Origin of the sequence: Nocardia albiluteola, assembly GCF_018860155.1 — a bacterium.
Taxonomy (GTDB): domain Bacteria; phylum Actinomycetota; class Actinomycetes; order Mycobacteriales; family Mycobacteriaceae; genus Nocardia; species Nocardia albiluteola.
Map to the genome: position 1 here is coordinate 467,979 of NZ_JAHKNI010000007.1, position 20,338 is coordinate 488,316.

Sequence of the window (20,338 nt, forward strand, 5' to 3'; positions counted from 1 at the left end):
ATTACGACGGTCGCCGCTGGTCACGATGTCAGTCTGGCGTTGACCACCGACGGGACGTTGCTCGCTGCCGGAGCCGACACCGACGGGCAAGTGAGCACAATCTTGCATGATTCCGAAGGCAAGCGGATCACCCGAATTGCCGGCGGCAGGAGGCACGTTCTGGCGGTGACCGAGGATGGCGCGTTGCTGGCTGCCGGATCCGACGTCTCCGGCTCGGTGTCGGGCATCGTGAAAGCCGCCGAGGGGAGAACGATTACCGCGGTAGCCGCAGGCAGCTACTTCAGTCTGGCATTGACGGCGGACGGATCCCTGCTCGCCGCCGGCGATCCAGAGTCGGTACCGGAGATCCTGCGTGCGGCCGAAGGAAAGAAGATCGCGTTCATCGGCAACGGCGGGAACTACATTCTGGCGGTGACGGCAGACGGGACTTTGCTGGCCGCCGGGGCCGGACCCGGGCCGAACCGCGGCCAAACGGTGGCGGAAATCCTCGCGGCCACCGAAGGCCGAAGTGTCCTCGACGCGGCCTGCGGCATCCATGACATCGTGGCGGTGCTTCGCGAGTCGGACGACTGTGGTCCGCTGCAGCCGCGCCAGATCTGCGCGTCGTTCGTCAAAGCCATCGATCACGAGGACGTCTACGCGCTCGCCTTGAAAGTCGGCACCGAACAGCAACTGTTGACCTCCGGAGACCCGTGCACAGCGATCGACACCCAGGAGATTCAGGTCACCCACCTGATCGTGCAGCGCGTCTCGCCTCCGCAGGACCTCGCTGTCGGATCCGCCTACTTCACCTATAACCAGGCCACCGGTGCGGTCGACATCGACACGGACAAGAGCCAGCTGCCCGCTGGACTGGTGTATGAAAGGTCCAGGCTGAACCGGTTCGTGTTCACCTGGAACGCGTGATCGGTGGCACACGGGTCGTCGCGGTATCCGAGGTGTTCGTGGTGGCTCAGATCCGGTAAAAGCCGCATAGCCGTGCTGTCCGAACCTGCCAGCTCGGGACGTCGGTGGCCGGAACGTGGTGCGGTGCAGAACGTCCGCTACTGCCGATTATGTGACGGCTGAGCTGAGCCACGCGGATCTTTGGAAGATCAACGGGCGGAGATCGTCTCAACCCTCGGCAACGCACCGCAAAGCCGATGTGCGTGTGTCCTTGGAGTAGACTGCTGGGGCGCTTCCTGCCTCCATTCAGGGCAAAATTGGCATCTTTTCCACGAATTTCAACTGGGCACAACCGATCTGGCATGACCACGACTTTCGCCTTGGGACGATCTGTGGGGGTCAGTATCGGGCTGACGCGAAGGAGGGCAATGCCATGTCCGACGAGCAAGCCGCACCTGAGACGACAGATCTAGGAGTGATCCCGATATCGGAGATCAAACCCGAGGACGTGGGCACGCTGACGCTGACCTACACCGACGGAGTACCGGGCCTGACCCTCAGTGGCGGGACAGTCGTCCCAGCCGACCTCACGGTCTCAGACGAGTCGGGCAACCCTGTCGCGGTGTACACCGCCGCCCCTATCGCCAGCGTCAATATCGCCGAGGTCTCAGCCAGACGCCACGCCTACGACTACGGTGTGATTCATCTCAACGCAGACCCTCTCTTCGAGGCGGAGCCCGGCGAGGCTGGGGGGTCCCTCGGAGGCTAGGCCCTCGTCGGCAGTTCGTTTGGGGCACAGCATCTCTGACACCGTGACGAATCCTGGCTACGCTACCCGAACGCAGGAAAGGGGAACGCGATGTAGTGGGTGTCCCACGACCGACGGTGTCTCAGGCGCGGGCTTGGGACGCGACGCCGCTGCTGCATCAAGCCAGCGCATGGTCGACCGGCGCGGTGATCGAAGCAACATCGCCGACTGGTGAGTTCCGCTGTCAGAGGTACTGCTTGATGCTGTCTGCCACGTAGTTCTGTTCGAGCTCGCTGACATCGGTGGCATTGAGATGGATGTTGACTCCGACGAGGACTCGCTTGATCGCCTCTTTGCTCGAGGCATACAGCATCTTGCTCTTGATCTTGGCGGTGTCCGGCGACCAGCTGATGAAGACCATCTTCGAGGTCGGTCGACCATCAGATGCCGTGACCTCCAAATCGACGAGTGCGTAGCGGCACTCGTCTCTCATCGCCGACAGGGTGTCGTAGAGCTTGCCGTAGTCGTCGGTGGCCGGAGCAGTGGATTCGATGACGATCACCGAGTCATTTTCGATCTTGTAGATGAAGTAGCGGTAGTTGAACGGGGGTCGCTTGGACTTGAAGTCGTTGAACTGCGTAACGACGTCGTCGTGCACTGTGACACCAGATGCCATGAGGGAGTCATCCTTTCGACATGATTCTGCAGAGGTTTGAGTTCTCTGCCGGTTCGTGCTTGCTGAGATGCCTTGTCGCTGAGATCATTCCACGTCAGGTCACCGGTCAGGTGCGGAACGAACCAACTCCCCGAGCGACCTCGATAGGATCGGCGGTATGGCCTATCGACTGGGCACCGATTCGGCGGTACTCGATTTCGCGGTCGTCTGGCGGCATCTGTCGACCGAGACGTACTGGAGCCGAGGACGCACCCTCGACCAGGTCGAAGACGAGTTCACTACCGCTTGGCGAGTTGTTACCGCGCATGAGTCGACCACCGGCATGCTGGCGGGCTTTGCTCGCGCGATATCGGATGGCATCGGCAGTGCCCTGCTCGCCGATGTGTTCGTCGCTTCCGACCATCGTCGCCGGGGACTCGGAAAACTCATCCTCAACCATATGATCGACGCCGGACCAGGGCGCGAATTCGGTTGGATCCTGTTCACGCACAACGCGCACAAACTCTACGAAGAATTCGGATTCGAGCGAATCGACTCACTCGCAATGATCCGCCTCCCTGGACCGCCCGGGCGCGATGAACATCGAGGCCAGAATCCTATAGCCGATTATCGAGCGATCACCCGGCGTACGGTTGGTCGGTCACCGGCGTGGCGCGGCACGCGGCGCGATGCCGTGACAACGGACGAAGCATGAAGAAATGCCACTGAATTGAGACTGGCGACGCCCGCCAAGATGCGAGACAAACCGGAAACGGCGAGGTCAGTCAGCTGGTGTTCCGCCACGACTTTCCGGACCCTACAGAAATATCAGGTGGTCCAGGGCATTTCAGCCCTGGGCTAGTGACCATTTCGGACCTTCAGGGGTATCGGTCACATCGATACCCGCAGCAGCAAGTCTATCCCGCACTTTGTCCAACTGGGCGATGAGCGGAGCTAGAACGATATCCGGCTGCAGGTCCTGCGGGTGGTGGACGTAGACGGACGACCCCGCACTCCGCTAACCCGCCGTGACGAGGCCATGCCGTGGATGTCGCTCATCGGCCTCGTCGCCAACGACGCGATCCCGCTGGAAGGAGCACAGGCCCTGCACGAGCAGATCACCATCGGCGCCGGCACGAACCACCGGGTATGTTCCCGTCGTTGTCGATCATCGGGGTGGCACGGGGAGGTGCAACTTTGAGTCGTCTCATTATGTGCTGTGACGGTACGTAAGCGAGACGCTCGGACGACCTCGGTCACGGCTGCGGGGCAACGTCATGACCACTCCAGTTCGCCGGAATCAACCAGGTCTCGGGGCATCCCGAACACGAGAGCCGACACCCGCGTGTGCGCGCAATTCAGCCTTGCAGATCACTTGTGTTGACTTCAGGACGTCTGTGTGCGCCGCACACAATCACATTTACCAGTACATCTTCTACGGATTGAGTCCGTGCTCGAATGCCGCACGATCCTCCGGCCCGAGGAGCAGAAGCGTCGAGGCCTGCGACGCATCATTGCCACGCACCCGAGACAGCTGGCATCGGCCCTGCGCCGCGGCGTTAACCTCGTGAAGGCCCGCTGGCGCGGGCCGAAAGCGAGGACACGACAATGGAATTGGTCACCGCACATCTCCGGCTATCCCCCCTGGACCCGGACACCGACGCGGCGGACTTGCACGTCGGCTACGGTGACCCGGAGGTCACCGCGCCTTGGCTGGATGAGGTGGCCTCGGTCGACGCGGTCCAGACCAGGGAACGGTTGGCCGCCCGGCTCGCTCCAGCCAACAGCCGGATGTGGACGGTGCGTCGGCTCGATGAGGACCCCGCGCTAGGGCTGGTGGAGTTGGTCGGTGGAGGTCCGGTGCCGTGGCTGTCCTGGATGCTGCGCCGGTCGCATTGGCGCCGGGGGATCATGGGCGAGGCGGTGGCCGCCATCGTCGAGCATCTCATCGCTGTGGAGGGGGTCCCACTGGTCGAAGTGTGGGCCAACGCTTCGAACACCGGTTCCATCCGGGTCGCCGAGCGTGCAGGCTTGACCGAGCGTGGCCGGTTCGCGGTGCCCGACAAGCGGACCGGAATGCGGGAGAAGGTCGTGCTCGGCCGGACCGGGCCCGGTGTGCGCACGTCCTTCCATGCCGTCCATGTGCTGTTGCCTGTGCGCGACGTCGAAACCACCCTGGCGTTCCTGGATTCCGCGCTGGGCATCGCCGTAGGCTTCCAGGTCGGGCCGCCCGGGGCGCCCATCAGATACGCCTCGGCGAAGCTGTGGCCGTGGTCCAACGGCCCGAGCCTGCGGCTGCGCGCTACCCCGCTAGGCGAGCAGATCGCGCCCGTGACGGTGCTGCTGGACAGCGCGGAGGCGGTGGACGAGGTGTACGGCCGGGTGGTGGCGGCCGGCGGGACCACCGAGGGGCCGCCGACTCGAGAGGGATGGGGCGACACCGTCTTCTGCTGCGTGCTGCCCGAGGGACACAGGCTGGAGATCAGCGGTCCGGTCTGAGTCCAAGCGGATACGCCGGCCGGACCGGACTGGCAGTGCTCGTGTCGGCGCCGAAGGCCACGGCGGCGACGACATCGAAGGTCGGGTGCATCGACTCCGCCGCCGCCCCCATCAGCATGGGAACATCCGGTAATCTATGCCGCATACCACGCATTTGGGTACCCGAATGCGTTGGCCGACAAGTGATCTCGTGGAACGCACGCTCATGGATCCCCTTTATGTCAAGAGGCAGTTCGGAGTCCGGCGTTAGGCTGTGTGGTGGTAGGTCTGGGTTGTGGCTTGTCCGAAGGATGGCGGACCCGGCGAGTTTGAAGACCCTGGCCGAATGCGGGGTGTCCGACCGGTGGTGTAGAACGCGGCTATGGATGTCACTTCGGAGGCGATGTCGGGCGGTGTCATCGAGCGCTTGTTCACAGTCGGGGATGTCCGCGGTATCGTCTGGTCGCCGACTGGTGCGACCAGCGCAAGACCACTGATTCTGCTCGGCCATGGCGGTGGTCAGCACAAGAGTTCCGAGGCATTGGTGGCCCGGGCCCGCCGCTATGTCACGGACGGCGGTTTCGTCGTCGCCGCGATCGACGCGCCTGGTCACGGCGCTCGCCCGCAGACCGAGCGCGGCCGGCAGCTGCTCGCTGCGATCAGGGAGAACGCCGCCGACGGTGTGACCAGGGCCAGCGATGTGCGGCGCTACAACACCGAACTTGCGGCACAGGTGGTCCCGGAATGGCAGGTTGCTCTTGACGCGCTGCTCACTCTCGGTGATGTCGCCGAGCCGGTCGGTTATTGGGGCGTATCGCTGGGGACGGCCCTCGGTGTCCGCTTGCTCGCCGCCGAGCCCCGCATTAGCGCGGCCGTTCTCGGTTTGGCCCATGGACAGGCTCTGCTCGCCCTCGCGGCCTCGATCACGATACCCATCGAATTTCTGCTCCAATGGGACGACGAAGTAGTGCCCCGCGATGCGGGTTTGGCACTGTTCGACGCGTTTGCCTCCGCGGAGAAGACTCTGCACGCGAATCCCGGACGCCACAACGAGACTCCGTCCTTCGAGGTGGAAAGTTCGCGCTGTTTCTTTGCCCGCCACCTCCTCACCCCGGTGGTTTTCGGAGTTGATCGGTGACGACACGAGTTGATGAGGGCGCGGAAGGTTCTCAGCCGTCTTTCGAGTCAAGCGACTTCTGTTCCGGTCGCGTCGACCGGGGCGGTTGACGAGGCCGGTGTGATGTCGCGAGGGCGTTCGAGCGGCTTGGGTCGACTTCGGTAGTGTGGCAAGAATATTCGCGGATTTCAGCCACGATCAGCACTCGGCCCGCGATCGGACGCACCCCGGCAGCCCTTGGTTCGAAATTCCATGTATCGCAACAGGAATCATCGACCAAGGGCTGCCCGCAAGATCATCCGGGGTTGACGCTGCAACCGGTCAGGATAAATCTCGAGCTCAGATTGACAGTCCCGATTCGGGCACCATTTCCGCTCCATCGACCTCACGTGCCGTCGACGCCCTGGACGCCCTGCTGCGCAATTGGCCGTCGGCACCCGCTGTTCTTCGAGACTGCTGATTTACCGGGGGTGGTTTCAGGACCAGGTGATCTCGCCGTGGCGGGAGACGAATCGTCCGGTGCCGGCCCCGGGGCCCTCGGTGGCGAGTGCCACGATGGCGTCGGTGCCTTCGGTGAGGGTTTGGGTTCCGGTGTGACCGTTCATGTCGGTGGCGGTGTAGCCGGGGTCGGCGGCGTTGATGCGGATGCCGTCGAGTCCTTTGGCGTACTGGGTGGTCAGCATCGTCAGTGCTGCTTTCGAGCAGGCGTACAGCGGCGCGATGACCTGTGACTCGGAGCGGTGGGGGTCGTGGGTGATGGCGAGGGAGCCCATGCCGCTGCTGACATTGATGATGACGGGATCGTCGGAGCGGCGTAGCAGTGGCAGGAATGCGGTGGTGGTACGGATCACACCGAGGAGGTTGACGTCGAGGACGGCGAGGGCGTCCCCAGCGGTGAGATGGCTGGGATCTCCGAAGGGACCTTGCACACCGGCGTTGTTGATCAGGACGTCGATTCTGCCCTCGTGCTCGGCAATGTTCGCCGCCGCAGCGGCTACCGAGATGCCGTCGGTCACGTCGATGGGGACATAGCGTGCGCCGAGTGTCGCGGCTGCGGATTCGCCCTGTTCGCGGTTGCGCCCTCCCAGGAGAACGACGTGTCCGCAGGCGATCAGGCGGCGGGCGGTCTCGCCGCCGATGCCTCTATTGGCTCCGGTGATAAGGGTGATGGTCATGGGTTCGATGGTTGCCTCGCCGGGGGAGTCGGGCCAGGGACGCTTCGACGGTAGGAAGACCAATACCACCCTCGCGGCCCAGCACCTGATCGGAGACGCAGGAGAATGAACAACATGTCGACGACACCCCCCCAGCGCTGGACTGGGCGCGACCATTCGCGCGTGGCGGGATCGGCTGCCCCCGTCGGCAGCCGGGCTGCCGGTCGTCCGCGGGCGCCGGGCGACCGGACTGCGGCGGGAAGAACTCGCTGACTTGGCCGGCGTTTCGGTCGATTACATTGTGCGCCTGGAGCAGGGGCGGGCGACGACACCCTCGGCGTCGGTGGTGGCGTCTTTGGCGCGTTCTCTGCAGTTGTCCACGATCGAGCGGGACCATCTGTTCCGCCTCGCACGGCTCGTGCCGCCGGCGGACGAGATGATTTCCGACCATGTTCCGCCTGGCGTGCAGCGGGTGCTTGTCCGTCTCGGGGACGTGCCGGTGGCGGTGTTCGCGGCAGACTGGCAAATGGTGTGGTGGAACCGTGGGTGGGCCGCTCTGCTGGGCGACCCCTCCGAGGTTCCGCCGCCCTTGCGCAATTTTGCCCGCGACCGGTTCCCAGTGAACGACGATCACACCTATCTGGCGCTGTGGCCGGTGACCGAAACCGACCCGGACACCACCGACCTCGCTCTCGTTTCCGATCTGCGCCGCGCCACCGCCCGATTCCCTCAGGACCGCCGCCTTGCCGCGCTGATCGCTGATCTGAATGCGGGCAACGCCAGGTTCGCAGAACAATGGGCGACAGGAGAGGTGGCTGCCAATCGCGAGGTTCGCAAGACCGTCCGGCATCCGTCGGTGGGTCCGGTCACGGTGGACTGTGACGTGCTGACCGACGGCGATTCCGAGCTCAAGATCGTGATCATGGCCGCTGTACCCGGCAGTGACGACGAGACCAAACTCCAGCTCACCACCGTCCTCGGAACGCACCCGCCGAGACAGGGTGAATTCCCCCGGTGAGTCCGGATCACAGTGAGCACCAAACCCGGGGCGATTCAGTGCCCGTCGCGGTCGTTCTGGCCCGACTCTTCCGCGCCCGATCCCGTTCCGTCCCTCGATGCCGGTAGTGCCACGGGTCGGCCATCTTCTCCGGGCTACCTTCGGCGGCCCACCGCGGCCGGCGAACGCCCTACTGCGCGACGCGCTCCTCGGCGCCCTCGCCGATCATCAGGTCGACGATCAACTCGGCCCCCGTCGCCGCCGCGATCTGATCGACCGTGACGTCGGGCGCGAGTTCGCGCAGTGCCAGCGCACCCGCACACACGTCGATTACGCCGAGGTTGGTAATGACGCGCTGCACCACTCCCTTTCCGGTCAGTGGCAGCGTGCACTGCTCGACGAGTTTGGCGCCGCCGTCGCGATCGGTGTGTTCCATGACGACGATGACGCGCCGGGCGCCGTGCACCAGATCCATGGCGCCGCCCATGCCCTTGACCATTTTGCCCGGCACCATCCAGTTGGCGAGGTCGCCGTCCTGCGAGACCTGCATGCCGCCGAGAACCGCGGTGTCGATGTGCCCGCCGCGAATCATGCCGAACGACAACGCCGAATCGAAGAATGCCGCGCCCGGGTTCACCGTGACGGTCTCCTTGCCGGCGTTGATGAGGTCGGGGTCGATCGCATTCTCGGCCGGGTAGGGGCCGGTACCGAGAATGCCGTTCTCCGAATGCAGAACTACCTCAACACCTTCGGGAAGGTAGTTCGGAATCAGGGTCGGCAGCCCGATTCCCAGGTTGACGTACTCGCCGTCGATCATCTCGGCCGCGGCACGCGCGGCCATCTGCTCCCGTGACCAGCTCATGCCGACACCGTCCGCTTCTCGATTCGCTTGTCCACCACGCCCACATGCACCACGCGCTGCACGAACACGCCCGGTAGATGTACCTGGGTGGGATCGAGTTCGCCCGGCGCGACCAGCTTTTCGACCTGTGCAATGGTGGTCCGGCCGGCCATCGCGGCCAACGGGTTGAAGTTCATCGCGGACTTGTTGAACACGAGATTGCCCTCGGTGTCCCCGATTTCCGCGTGCACCAGCGCGAAGTCGGTCACGATCGACTCCTCGAGCACATACGTCCTGCCGCCGAAGTCACGAGTCTCCTTGGGCGGCGACGCGATCGCCACGGAGCCGTCGGCGTCGTAGCGCCACGGCAGGCCGCCGTCGGAGACCAGGGTGCCGACACCGGCGGGCGTGTAGAAGGCCGGGATCCCGGCGCCCCCGGCGCGCAGCCGCTCCGCGAGCGTGCCCTGCGGGGTCAGCTCCACCTCGAGCTCTCCGGACAGATACTGGCGGGCGAACTCCTTGTTCTCGCCGACATACGACGCGGTGACGCGACGAATCTGCCCGGCCGACAACAGGATTCCCAGACCGCAGTCGTCGACACCACAGTTGTTGGAGAACACCTCGAGCCCGGTAACACCGCGATCGGCGAGTGCCGCGATCAACGCATCGGGTACTCCGCACAATCCGAAGCCGCCGACCGCGAGCGACGACCCGTCCGCGATGTCCGCCACGGCCTCGGCCGGAGTATTGCGAACCTTCCGCACCGACCCTCCTCTTCGTTCACTGAATAAACGTCGAACTTTGCGGGCGCCAGTGAACAACGTTCCGGGAGATCACCGGAAGAGCCGCCCGCACTTACAGCCGAAACTGTTCAACAACCGGTCGCGGCTCGTCGATGTGTCCAATATGTGAACGGAGTACGCTCTCGGGACATGGCGGCACCCGATGGATCTCATGTAGTCCGCCGAGCGGCAACCCTGCTTCGAGTGGTCGGTTCGGTCGAGCCGGCCGGCGCGTCCACCACCGAGATCGCGAAGAGGGCGGACCTGGCCCGTCCCACGGCGCACCGGCTGCTCACCTCGCTGGCCGCCGAGGGCCTGATCGACCGGGACTCGAAGACCGGTCGCTGGTCGCTCGGACCGGAGCTGTACCTGCTCGGCGCGGCGGCAGGAAGCCGCTACGACATCACCGATCAGGCCCGTGACATCCTCGGCCGTCTGTCGCGTGCCACCGGGGAGAGCGCGTTTCTCTCGGCCCGGCGCGGCGACGAAACCGTCTGCGTCCTCAGCGAGGAAGGCAGCTTCCCCGTCCGCTCGCACGTTCTGTACGAGGGCAAGCGATTCCCGCTCGGGGTCGCCTCGGCCGGCCTGGCGATACTGAGCCACCTGTCGGACCGCGAGGTCGACGATTATCTTGCGGGGACGGACCTGGCAGCGGAGTGGGGCGAGACGCACGGTGACGCAGCCTTGCGCGCTCGCATCGAGTCGACACGGCAGACGGGGTACGCGGTCAATCCGGCGCTCATCGTCGAAGGAAGCTGGGGGATGGGAGCGGTCGTGTTCGATCCCGGCGGGCGTCCCGCATGGGCGCTGAGCCTGACGGGCGTGGAAACTCGGTTCCGTTCCTCCCGTCACGCCGAGCTGGGCGCATTGCTCCTGGAACACGCGCACGTGCTGTCCAACCGACTGAAGTCGCGAGCGAGCGCTATCTGATCGAGGCGGTCAACGCGGTCGCCGGCGGCGGATCTACCGTCCACCGAACCCGGACATCGCGATTCCCTTGATGAATGCCCGCTGGGCGATGGCGTAGGTGACGAGCAGCGGAAGGAGTATGAGCATGGACGCGGCCATCAGCACGGGCCATTGGGAAATGTACTGACCCTGCATCCAGACCAGGCCGAGGGTGACCGTGGAGATGTCCTTGCGCTGGATCATGATCAGTGGCCAGAGGAAATCGTTCCAGACGTTGACCCAGGTGAGTACGGCCAGGACCATGACCGCTGGCTTGGCATGGGGGAGCAGGATTCGCCAGTAGATCTGCCAGGGTGTGCATCCGTCCAATACCGCGGCCTCTTCGAGTTCGATTGGCAGAGTACGGAAGAACTGACGCATCAGGTAGGTGCCGAAGGCGCTGCCGAACAGGCCGGGCACGATCATGGCCCACGGGGTATCGGTCCAGCCGAAGATCCGCATGAGGATGAACTGAGGGATGACGGTGACCGTGAGCGGCACCATGAGCGTGGCCAGGTACGCCACGAACAGCACCTCACGGCCGGTGAATGTCAGTCGGGCGAAGGCATATCCGGCCAGCGAGCAGAAGAACACCTGCCCCGCGGTGACGCACACCGCATAGCCGAGGGTATTGAGGAACATCCGTGCGAACGGCATCAGGTGAAACACCTGGGCATAGTTGGACCACTGCGGGTGGGGCGGTAACAGGTTCGGCGTGGTGACCTCGGATTCCTTTTTCAGCGAGCCGGACAGCGCCCACAGAATGGGGAAGAGCGCACACCACGCCATGGCGATGAGCGCTGCATAGACGGCGAACGCCCGCATGATGCCCCGGGCGCCGGCCCGCTGGGAGATTATCGACATCAGTCCTCCGTGGCGTGCCTGCGAGCAATGCGCAGTTGAATGACGGTGAGTGCCAGCAAGAACACGAAAACCAGCCACGCGATGGCGGAGGCGTAGCCGATGTCACCGAACGCGAAGGCGTTCTGGAAGATCATGATTCCGAAGACGTAGGTCGCGCTCTCCGGGCCGCCGTGACCACCGGTCAGGACGTAGACCTGGTCGAACGCCTGCACGGCGTTGATGATCGAGATGACGAACACGAACGACAGTGCCCCGCGGATCAGCGGCAGGGTGATCGACCAGAACCGCCGCAGTTCTCCGGCGCCGTCGATTTTCGCTGCCTCGTAAAGGTTCTCGGGCACGCCCTGCATGGCGGCGAGCAGCACGACGGTGGCGAACGGGACGCTCTTCCAGATACTGACCAGGCACAGCGAGACCATCGCCCAGTGCGGGTCGACCAGCCAGGGGACCGGGCCGAGGCCGATCCAGCCGAGCATGATGTTGAGCAGCCCGTTGTTGGTGTCGAAGACGAAACGCCATACGACGGCCATGACCACGCCCGAGACGGCCAGCGGCAGGAACAGCACGGTCCGGAATACGCCGATGCCCTTGATGTGCCGGTTCAGCAGTTGCGCGCAGAGCAGGCTGATGACAACGGTCGGTATCAGCGTTCCGAGGGTGTAGACGACCGTGTTGCGCAACGCGATCGAGAACAGCGGATCGGCGGTGAGCAGTCGGCGGAAGTTGGCGAGACCGGCAAATGTGCTGGGCCCGAACATATCCCAGTGCTGAAAGCTCAGATACAGCGAGAATCCCACTGGGAAGAGCAGAAATACGGCGACCGCGAGGAGGTTCGGCGCGACGAACAGGCGTCCGGCCCGCGCATTTCGGCCGGCGAGCGGGGAGCGGTGCGTGCGGTGCGGGGAGAGCGCCGGTGCGGGAGCACTCGGGTCGGATTGTTCGGCCGGTGTCATTGGTTGCGAAGCACCTCGTCGGTGTCGTGGGTGAGCCCGTGCCGCAGCGAATTCGCCGCGGCGGTCCCCCGGAGCACGGGCCCGAAGTCGCGGTCCATCAGGGCGTCGATCCGTTCCCACGCGGGAGTGACCGGAAGTGGACTCGAGTACGACGGCCCGCTGGTGAGAATGTCGAGATTGCGGATTCGGGAATGCGATTTCGCAAAGCCGGCCGACTGCACCGCGGACTTCAGCACCGGAACGAACAGGCCGGATTCGGCGATCACGGCCTGTCCCTCGGGGCCGCAGGCGAATTTCACGAATTCCCATGCTTGCCGCTTGCGCGGGCTCCCGGCCGCGATGGCCAGACCGGTCGTGCCGATATTCGACCGCCCGCCCCGGCCGCGCGGACCGCCGGGCAGGGCGGTGACATCGAAATCCAGGTCATCGGCGCTCGAGAACGTGCTCCATCGCCAGTGCCCGCCCATCGCCATCGCCGCTTTCCCCTGGGTGAACAGGTCCATCGTCGACATCGATTGCTGATCGGCGACGGTGGGCGCCACCCGGTGCTTGTTGGCCAGGTCGGCGTAGAACTGGACACCGTCGACGAACGCGTCGTCGGCGAAGTTGCACCGCGACGGGTCGGTCCGCGGAGTCGTCCACTCGGTCCCGTTGTTCATGCCGAACAACCCCGCCGAGTAGTACGGCACCCAGGTGTCCACGAACCCCCACTGGGTCACCTTCCCCGAGGCGTCGCGCTCGGTGAGAGCCTGTGCCGTACGGAGGAATTCGTCGAAGCTCCAACCGGTCGACCAGCGATCGGGCGGCGTGATCCCGGCCCGATCGAACAGCTTCCTGTTGTAGAACAGGAAATTCCCGGACCACTGTTCCGGCAGGGCGTACTGGCCGCCGTTGAAACCGAATGTGTCGTACAGGGCCGGAATGCTGTCGGCCTTCAGTGTGTCGCGGAAGCCGGGGTCCTGCCCGAGCATCGTGTTCATATCCAGCAGCACCCTCCGGTCCGCCAGACCGGCGTAGGTCTGCTCCCACGCCATCAGCACATCGGGGCACTTGCCGCCCGCGCAGAAGGTGAGCATCTGCTGCATCGGGTCCGGGCCGGACAGCACCGTCCGCACGGGAATGTCCGGATGCCGGCGCGCGAACTCGCGAATGACCCGCATGCGCCCGTCGGCCTCTTCGGGATTGGCCTGAAAGAAGAAGGTGAGCGAATCGTCGTGACCGCACCCCCCCAACGCCGGAACCAGCAGCGACGCCCCCACAACCCCCGCGCCGCACAGCAGCGCCCGCCGTCCCAATGTCATTACAGCCCAGATTCTGTGAGGTGTACCGGCGGCTTCGAACGCCGGGAGCGCAGCGTCCTCCCGCTCAGGACGACGCCCACCCCTCATGGTTGGGAGTCTCGAACTTCGGTGGCAGGACGCCGATACCGTACAACCAGGCCACAAAGAAACTCGGCAGCACGCAATCCTCCATCGAAGCTGTGTCGGCAAGGTAGTGAGCAACCACCACAACCCAATATGGCGGTGCGTTATATAACGTACCGCTACATAACGGCATGATCCGGCTCGAGATGTTCCCAGTCCTGAAGTGAACGCGGGGCCCGAGCGGTATCCACTCCGCCGCGGGCACCGCGAGACCGAGTCGGAACTCGAGTCTCGCGGCGTCGGCGGGCCGCCCAGCGCACCACGGTCACCTCACAGCGGTGCTGTGAGTTCCAGGTGAATTCCGTCGGGATCGTCGAACGACAGGATCGCGATGGCGAACTGCTCCATGTCGATGACCTCGCCGTGCTCGACACCTGCTGCACCGAGGCGCGCCGCTGCCTGGTACAGCTCGTCCTTCGATCCGACCGAGAAACTCATGTGGTCCAGTCCCACCCTTTCCGAGTCGAAACGATCGGTGGTCGCGGCGACCGGACGCAATCCCAGCAACATTCCGTTGGCCTGAAATACGCATCCGCCGTATAGCTGGAACGGGTCCGCCCGGACATCCGGATCGTCCGCGCTTCCCGGTGATTCCGCGACAACGTCGAAACCGAGCACATCCCGGTAGAAGGCGCGGGATCGCTCGATGTCGGTCACCGTCAGACGAACGTGATGGGTCCCGATGGTTGCAAGAACAGGCATGCAAGCTCCGAAGATAGTAGTTGTTGCGTGCGGTGGATACACCGACGGCGGACCTGAGAACCGCACCGGGCGCGCCCCTCGCCGGCGGGCCTCGGTTGAACCATAAGCTCGAGCTCACCTCGAGGGTAGCGTCGGATGCGACACGTTTCGCATCGTTTCCGACAGGGCGCAACCCCGGTGCGACCGCCGGCTGCCACCAACCCTCGCACTGGCACGGAGCCGAGACCATCGCTCGATCCGAGATATCGAGAGGTCCGTGAGATCTGTCGCGAACAGTGCCAGATCTGTCGGGCGCGACACTGCGAATCCAGCTTTCATCTGGCTAAGGTTTCATCAGCGTCATCGGCGACCATCGAGCCCTATCGCCACCGATTCCCGACGACGTCGGTCCGGACGCTACTCGATCACCCAGTGGAGATGGCATGAAGCTGCACTGTCGCCGCTGCCGCTCGTTCGAATACACCGTAACGAGCACCGGCACACAGACCACAGCTGCCGAACTATCGGCAGACAAACCGTCGGCGGACAATGGGACCCGAGGGTTTTTCGACTGCCTCGTCGCCACCGTCGGGATCGAACAGGGGGATGCCAGGCTGGCGAGCATCGCCACTCAGATCATTCGAGGGGCTGCCATCGAGACCGAGGCAGCCGAGATCGCGATATACGGCAATTTTGCCCTTGCGAATTCCCGAACCACCACCTTCCGGAACCCGGACCGGTCGGGTCCGCCGATCGAGATCGCCGATACCCTGGATATCCTGTCGGAGATCAGAGACCGCCTACAGGAACGCGGCGAGCACGTATATCTGATACCTCCAGGCTGCCGCACGCGCTTCCGAGACGACCCCGCCGAAGGTCGCGCAACCGAATATCTCGTCGATCTTTCGACCGGCGGTAACCCCCCTGCGCTCGGCAGGAAGTTCGCGGTTCACCAGAGCTGCCAATTCTGATCGACAACCCTGGGCGCAAACAGGTATTGACACCCACTCGGCCGGACTGCCAACCTGATAAAGCCGCGATGACGTTTCGTGTGTGGTTGTGAACTGGAGGCATATCAAGCTTTCCAGCGTTGATGACGTCCGCGATCGGCAACGACGCCGCAGACAAGTTGAATTGTCTAACAATTCGATCCGCGTATCCGAAATGTCCGAAACGACTCCTGCATCGACTCGGAACCCTCCAGCCGGTCGGTCCAGCGGAGCCTGAGGGCGAGCCGGTGGAGGCTGGTATGGATCTGAATACCGTCGTCGACGTCGTCCGCCGGCCCGCTCCCCGGCCGGGTGCGGACTGGCACACCGGAGACGCGTGGCTGGCCGGGGGCACGTGGCTGTTTTCCGAGCCGCAGCCCACCGTCCGCCGGCTGGTCGACCTCACCGAACTCGACTGGCCCGCCCTGGCGCCCGACGGCGATGGTCTCGAGATCGGCGCGACCTGCAAGATCAGGACGCTGCACGAATTCGAGCCACCCGGCGGCTGGCCGGCCGCCGGCTTGTTGCGCACCAGCTGCGAGGCGTTTCTGGCGTCGTTCAAGATATGGAATTCCGCGACGGTGGGCGGCAACATCTGCATGTCCCTGCCGGCCGGACCGATGATCACCATGACCGTGGCGCTCGCGGCGACCTACCGGCTGTGGGCCGTCGACGGAACCGAAAGGACGGTCGCGGCAAGGGATTTTGTCATCGGAAACCATCAGAACGTGCTGCAGCCCGGGGAAATCCTGCGGAGCGTTTACATCCCCGGCGACGCGCTGCGCAAGCGCTACACGCACCGTAGATTCACCCTCACCAAACTCGGCCGCTCCACGATATTCATGATCGCGACCCGGACGCCGGACGCCGGCGATCTGCTGCTCACCATCACCGCAGGTACGACGTATCCGGTTGTGCTGCAGTTCGATTCCGTGCCCGATGCCGAAACCATGCAGGACCGCATCGATGCCATCCCGCCCGGGGTCTGGTTCGCCGACCCCAACGGCACACCGGATCATCGCAGGCACCTGGCCAAGCACTACGCCGAAGAAATCCGGACCGAACTCGGGGGCTCGAGATGAGCTACACCGTCAACGGCAAGACGTTCTCGCAGGAGCCGCGCCCCGGTCAATGCCTGCGAACCTTTCTGCGACACCTCGGCTGGTTCGGGGTGAAAAAGGGTTGTGACGCAGGCGATTGCGGCGCGTGCACGGTCTGGCTCGACGGCCGTCCGGTGCACAGCTGCATCACGCCCGCGTTCCGCGCCGACGGGCATGCGGTGACGACGATCGAGGGGCTCGGTTCACCCGAGAACATGCATCCGATGCAACAGCAGTTCCGCGACGCCCCGGGGTTCCAGTGCGGCTTCTGCACCGCCGGCATGATCATGACGGCAGCCGCGCTGACCGATGAGCAAAAGCGGGACCTGCCGCACGCATTGAAGGGAAATCTGTGCCGCTGCACCGGTTACCGGGCGATCGAAGACGCGATCAACGGCGTGGGCGAGATCGAAGAGGCAACGGCGGGTCGGGTGATCGGCGCGAGTGTGAGCGCGCCCGCCGGGACCGGAGTGGTCACCGGGCGCACCGAGTACACGATGGACATCGAGCCGGAGGGCATGCTGCATCTGAAGGTGCTGCACTCCCCTCATGCCCACGCGCGCATCGTTTCCGTCGACAAGACCGCGGCGCTCGCCGTGCCCGGTGTGCACCGCGTGTACACGTGGGAAGACGTGCCCCGCAAGCTGTTCACCACCGCGGTCCACACCGATCATCTCGTCGACCCCGACGACACGTACATCCTGGACAACGTCGTGCGCTTCGCCGGCCAACGCGTGGTCGCGGTGCTCGCCGAATCGATCGGGGCCGCGGAGGAGGGCTGCCGCAAGGTCGTCGTCGACTACGAGATGCTGCCCGCGGTATTCGATCCCGAGGAGGCGATGGAATTCGACGCGCCGCAGCTGCACGGCTCCCACGACCCGTTCGTGCACGACCCGGTGCACAACATCCTGCTCGAGATGCACGGTGAAATCGGTGATGTCGCACAGGGTTTCGCCGACGCCGACGTCATTCACGAAGGCACCTACTTCTCACCGCGTATACAACACGTACACCTGGAAACGCACGGATCGATCGCCTGGATGGAAGCGGGCCGGCTGCACGTGCGGACCAGTTCGCAGTCCCCGTGGGTCGCCAAGGGGAAGCTGGCGCACCTGTTCGACCTGCGCCCCGATCAGATCCGGGTGTTCTGTGAGCGGGTCGGCGGCGGCTTCGGCGGCAAGCAGGAGGTGATCAGCGAGGACCTGGTGGCGTTGGCAACGCTCGACACCGGCCGCCCGACGTGCCTGGAGTACACCCGCGAGGAGGAATTCACCACCGCCTCCACGAGACATCCGATGAAGATCACCGTGAAACTGGGTGCGCGTGCCGACGGCACCTTGACCGCGTTCCAGTTCCGCAATGTCTCCAACACCGGCGCCTACGGCAACCACGGCGGCGAGACATTGTTCGCCGGTGGCTCCGCGATCGCGGCCTACCGCTGTCCCAACAAGAAATTCGACGGCTATGTCGTCTACACCAACACCCTGCCCAGTGGCGGGCTGCGCGGCTACGGCATGACTCAGCCGGTGTTCGCGGTGGAGTCGGCCATGCACGAGCTGGCCGTCGTGCTCGGCATTGATCCGCTGGAACTGCGCCGCCGCAACATCGTCCGGCCCGGTGACGCGCTGCTGTCCATGCACGACGAGGCCGACGACGTGTCGTTCACCGAGGACGGATTGGGCGCGTGCATCGACCGCGTCGATGCCGCGCTGCGCGCCCACCCGAACGGGCAGGCGCTGGGCGAGGATTGGCTGATCGGCGTCGGCACGGCCAGTTCGTTGCACGAGACCGCGCCGCCGACCGAGCACATCTCGGTCGGGCTCGCCACGCTGGGCGACGACGGCATCTACGAGATCGCCGTGGGCACGGTGGAGTTCGGCGAGGGCACCTCGACGGCGCACGTGCAGATAGCCGCGCACGAGCTCGGCACCACGCCGGCGCGAATCCGGCTTATCCAGGCCGACACCGACCGCACCCGTTTCGACACCGGCGCGTTCGCCAGCGCCGGACTGTTCGTCGCCGGCAACGCGGTCCAGCGGAGTGCGGCCGCGCTGCGCGACCGGATCCTGCGCTTCGCTTCCGCCTACACCGGAATCGTGCTGACGTCGTGCGCGATGGACGACGACGCGGTGCGTTGCGGCGACACCCGCGTTCCATTGGCCGAACTGGCGGTGGCCGCCCGGGACCGGGGTGGGCGGCTGACCGAATCACGCAAGGCGTACGGCTCGCCGCGCAGCGTGTCCTGCAATGCGCACGGATTCCGGATTGCGGTGCACCGAATCACTGGCGAGATCCGCGTCCTCTACAGCGTGCAGGCCGCCGACGCCGGGGTCGTCATCAATCCCGCACAGGTTCGCGGTCAGATCGAGGGCGGCGTGCTCCAGGGCCTCGGCGCCGTCCTGACCGAACACCATCTCATGGAGAACGGCGTCGTGGTCAACCCGACGCTGCGCAACTATCGCATCCCGACCTATGCCGATGCGCCGCGCACCGAGGTCATCGTGGTCGGCTCGACCGATTCGGTGGGCCCGGTACGGGCCAAGGGGATCGGCGAATCCTGCATCAATCCGGTGGCGCCGGCCATGGCGAACGCGGTATACGACGCGACCGGCGTCCGATACCGCGAGCTGCCGCTCACCCCCGACCGGATCTTCGCGGCCCTGCGGCCGGCCCGGCTGACCCCGACCGGCTGATCGCCGGAGCAGATCGATGACCCGCGAGAAGCCTGCGGTCGACGTCGCCACCGTCATCATCGGCGAAACGGTCCGCCCCGGCTGCGAAAAGGCCTTCCGGTCCTGGGCGGAGGGGCTCAACGGCACGGCCGCACACTATCCAGGATTCATCGCCGCGGAGATCAACCCGCCGACACCCACGCAGTCGCAGTGGTCGGTGATCTACCGATTCGACTCGATCCCGAATCTGCGGGCCTGGATCAACAGCGCCGCACGCCAGGATCGCCTCGCCGAGGGCCAACGCTACCTCGACGGTCCCGCCACGCAGCAGATCGTGACCGGCGCCGCCATGCCCGCCGATACCCTCGTCACCGCCGTGGTCACCCATCGGGTTCCTCCCGATCAGATGCCCGAGTTCCTGTCCTGGCAGCAGCGGCTTCGGTTGGCGGAGAAGAAGTTTCCAGGATTCCGGGGCTCGGAGATCTTCCGCCCGATCGAGGGTGTGCAGGACGAGTGGACCATGCTCTACCGATACGACAGCGCCGCCGATCTGGACCGCTGGCTGACCTCGAACGAGCGACGCCGGCTGCTCGACGAAGGCAAACGGTTCAGCGACTTCCGGTTGCGCACGATCGACACCTCGTTCGGCAGCTGGTTCGCGTTCGACGAGGACGGTGGCCGCGCTCGCACACCGTCGCGAACCAAGACGACGATCGCGGTGTGGGTCGGCCTCTATCCGACGGTCGTGCTGCTCACCTTGTTGATGGCGCCGGCGAAGCTGCCGCTGTGGCTGGGCATGCTGATCGGAAATCTGTTGTCCAGCTTCGTGATGACCTTCGTGGTCATGCCGTTCTATGTGAATCCACTGCTGGATCGCTGGCTGGACCCGGCGCCCGATGCGCCGCCCACGGCGACCAACGTTCGCGGTTACCTGTTGATCGCCGCGGTCATGGCGTTCTGGGGAGTGCTGATCTGGCTGGTGACCGCCGTGTTCTGGCACCTGCCATGAGACGGGTATGCGCTCCCGCCACAACCGATTAAGGAGAAGTG

18 protein-coding genes are annotated in these 20,338 nt (G+C 64.9%); 10 read left to right on the forward strand and 8 right to left on the reverse strand.

What is annotated here, in order from left to right; all coding sequences use genetic code 11:
- Positions 1 to 906: a hypothetical protein gene (locus KO481_RS23145; protein WP_372452105.1), complete on the forward strand. Its 906-nt coding sequence runs from the start codon at positions 1 to 3 to the stop codon at positions 904 to 906.
- A gap of 412 nt (positions 907 to 1,318) precedes the next feature.
- Entirely contained in the window at positions 1,319 to 1,654 is a 336-nt protein-coding gene (locus KO481_RS23150) for a hypothetical protein (protein ID WP_215919549.1), read from the forward strand.
- 223 nt (positions 1,655 to 1,877) lie between these two features.
- Here the strand turns inward: KO481_RS23150 and KO481_RS23155 are convergent, their stop codons facing one another.
- Positions 1,878 to 2,309 (reverse strand): actin-binding ADF family protein, encoded by a 432-nt coding sequence (locus KO481_RS23155; RefSeq protein ID WP_215919551.1) that lies wholly within the window; start codon positions 2,307 to 2,309, stop codon positions 1,878 to 1,880.
- A 157-nt stretch (positions 2,310 to 2,466) separates the two neighbouring features.
- Between KO481_RS23155 and KO481_RS23160 the strand changes: the two genes are divergently transcribed.
- From KO481_RS23160 to KO481_RS23170, 3 genes are all read left to right on the forward strand, one after another.
- The gene (locus KO481_RS23160; RefSeq protein ID WP_215919553.1) at positions 2,467 to 3,003 is read left to right on the forward strand and encodes a GNAT family N-acetyltransferase; all 537 of its coding nucleotides are present in this window, start codon (positions 2,467 to 2,469) and stop codon (positions 3,001 to 3,003) included.
- Between the two features lie 893 nt (positions 3,004 to 3,896).
- Positions 3,897 to 4,787, forward strand: coding sequence for a GNAT family N-acetyltransferase (locus KO481_RS23165; protein ID WP_215919555.1), 891 nt, complete (start codon positions 3,897 to 3,899; stop codon positions 4,785 to 4,787).
- Between the two features lie 361 nt (positions 4,788 to 5,148).
- The gene (locus tag KO481_RS23170; protein WP_215919557.1) at positions 5,149 to 5,904 is read left to right on the forward strand and encodes an alpha/beta hydrolase family protein; all 756 of its coding nucleotides are present in this window, start codon (positions 5,149 to 5,151) and stop codon (positions 5,902 to 5,904) included.
- A 455-nt stretch (positions 5,905 to 6,359) separates the two neighbouring features.
- Here KO481_RS23170 and KO481_RS23175 read toward each other — a convergent pair whose 3' ends face one another.
- Positions 6,360 to 7,058, reverse strand: coding sequence for an SDR family NAD(P)-dependent oxidoreductase (locus KO481_RS23175; RefSeq protein ID WP_215919559.1), 699 nt, complete (start codon positions 7,056 to 7,058; stop codon positions 6,360 to 6,362).
- Between the two features lie 154 nt (positions 7,059 to 7,212).
- Between KO481_RS23175 and KO481_RS23180 the strand changes: the two genes are divergently transcribed.
- Complete coding sequence (locus KO481_RS23180) at positions 7,213 to 8,055, forward strand: helix-turn-helix transcriptional regulator (RefSeq protein WP_308166750.1); 843 nt, start codon at positions 7,213 to 7,215, stop codon at positions 8,053 to 8,055.
- Between the two features lie 169 nt (positions 8,056 to 8,224).
- Here KO481_RS23180 and KO481_RS23185 read toward each other — a convergent pair whose 3' ends face one another.
- Together KO481_RS23185 and KO481_RS23190 are read right to left on the reverse strand one after the other, a co-directional pair.
- Positions 8,225 to 8,896 carry a CoA transferase subunit B gene (locus tag KO481_RS23185; protein ID WP_215919560.1) on the reverse strand — a complete coding sequence of 224 codons (672 nt, stop codon included), beginning with the start codon at positions 8,894 to 8,896 and terminating at the stop codon, positions 8,225 to 8,227.
- Positions 8,893 to 9,639 (reverse strand): CoA transferase subunit A, encoded by a 747-nt coding sequence (locus KO481_RS23190; RefSeq protein ID WP_215919561.1) that lies wholly within the window; start codon positions 9,637 to 9,639, stop codon positions 8,893 to 8,895. The genes KO481_RS23185 and KO481_RS23190 overlap by 4 nt, the downstream gene beginning before the upstream one ends.
- A 168-nt stretch (positions 9,640 to 9,807) precedes the next feature.
- Between KO481_RS23190 and KO481_RS23195 the strand changes: the two genes are divergently transcribed.
- On the forward strand, positions 9,808 to 10,587 hold the full coding sequence (locus KO481_RS23195) for an IclR family transcriptional regulator (protein WP_215919562.1): 780 nt from the start codon (positions 9,808 to 9,810) through the stop codon (positions 10,585 to 10,587).
- 33 nt (positions 10,588 to 10,620) lie between these two features.
- Here the strand turns inward: KO481_RS23195 and KO481_RS23200 are convergent, their stop codons facing one another.
- The 4 genes from KO481_RS23200 to KO481_RS23215 form a co-directional block, all read right to left on the reverse strand.
- Positions 10,621 to 11,430 (reverse strand): carbohydrate ABC transporter permease, encoded by an 810-nt coding sequence (locus KO481_RS23200; RefSeq protein ID WP_215919690.1) that lies wholly within the window; start codon positions 11,428 to 11,430, stop codon positions 10,621 to 10,623.
- Between the two features lie 38 nt (positions 11,431 to 11,468).
- Complete coding sequence (locus tag KO481_RS23205; protein WP_215919563.1) at positions 11,469 to 12,422, reverse strand: carbohydrate ABC transporter permease; 954 nt, start codon at positions 12,420 to 12,422, stop codon at positions 11,469 to 11,471.
- Positions 12,419 to 13,723 carry an ABC transporter substrate-binding protein gene (locus tag KO481_RS23210; RefSeq protein WP_215919564.1) on the reverse strand — a complete coding sequence of 435 codons (1,305 nt, stop codon included), beginning with the start codon at positions 13,721 to 13,723 and terminating at the stop codon, positions 12,419 to 12,421. Before KO481_RS23210 ends, KO481_RS23205 begins: the two co-directional genes overlap by 4 nt.
- A gap of 393 nt (positions 13,724 to 14,116) precedes the next feature.
- Positions 14,117 to 14,548, reverse strand: coding sequence for a VOC family protein (locus tag KO481_RS23215; RefSeq protein WP_215919565.1), 432 nt, complete (start codon positions 14,546 to 14,548; stop codon positions 14,117 to 14,119).
- A 1,228-nt stretch (positions 14,549 to 15,776) separates the two neighbouring features.
- Here KO481_RS23215 and KO481_RS23220 point away from each other — a divergent pair.
- Genes KO481_RS23220 through KO481_RS23230 form a run of 3 tightly spaced genes read left to right on the forward strand, consistent with a single transcriptional unit; the run spans position 15,777 to position 20,297 of the window.
- Complete coding sequence (locus KO481_RS23220) at positions 15,777 to 16,598, forward strand: FAD binding domain-containing protein (protein ID WP_215919566.1); 822 nt, start codon at positions 15,777 to 15,779, stop codon at positions 16,596 to 16,598.
- Entirely contained in the window at positions 16,595 to 19,309 is a 2,715-nt protein-coding gene (locus tag KO481_RS23225) for a molybdopterin-dependent oxidoreductase (RefSeq protein ID WP_215919567.1), read from the forward strand. Before KO481_RS23220 ends, KO481_RS23225 begins: the two co-directional genes overlap by 4 nt.
- Before the next feature lie 16 nt (positions 19,310 to 19,325).
- Entirely contained in the window at positions 19,326 to 20,297 is a 972-nt protein-coding gene (locus KO481_RS23230) for an antibiotic biosynthesis monooxygenase (RefSeq protein WP_215919569.1), read from the forward strand.
- Positions 20,298 to 20,338 lie beyond the last annotated feature (41 nt).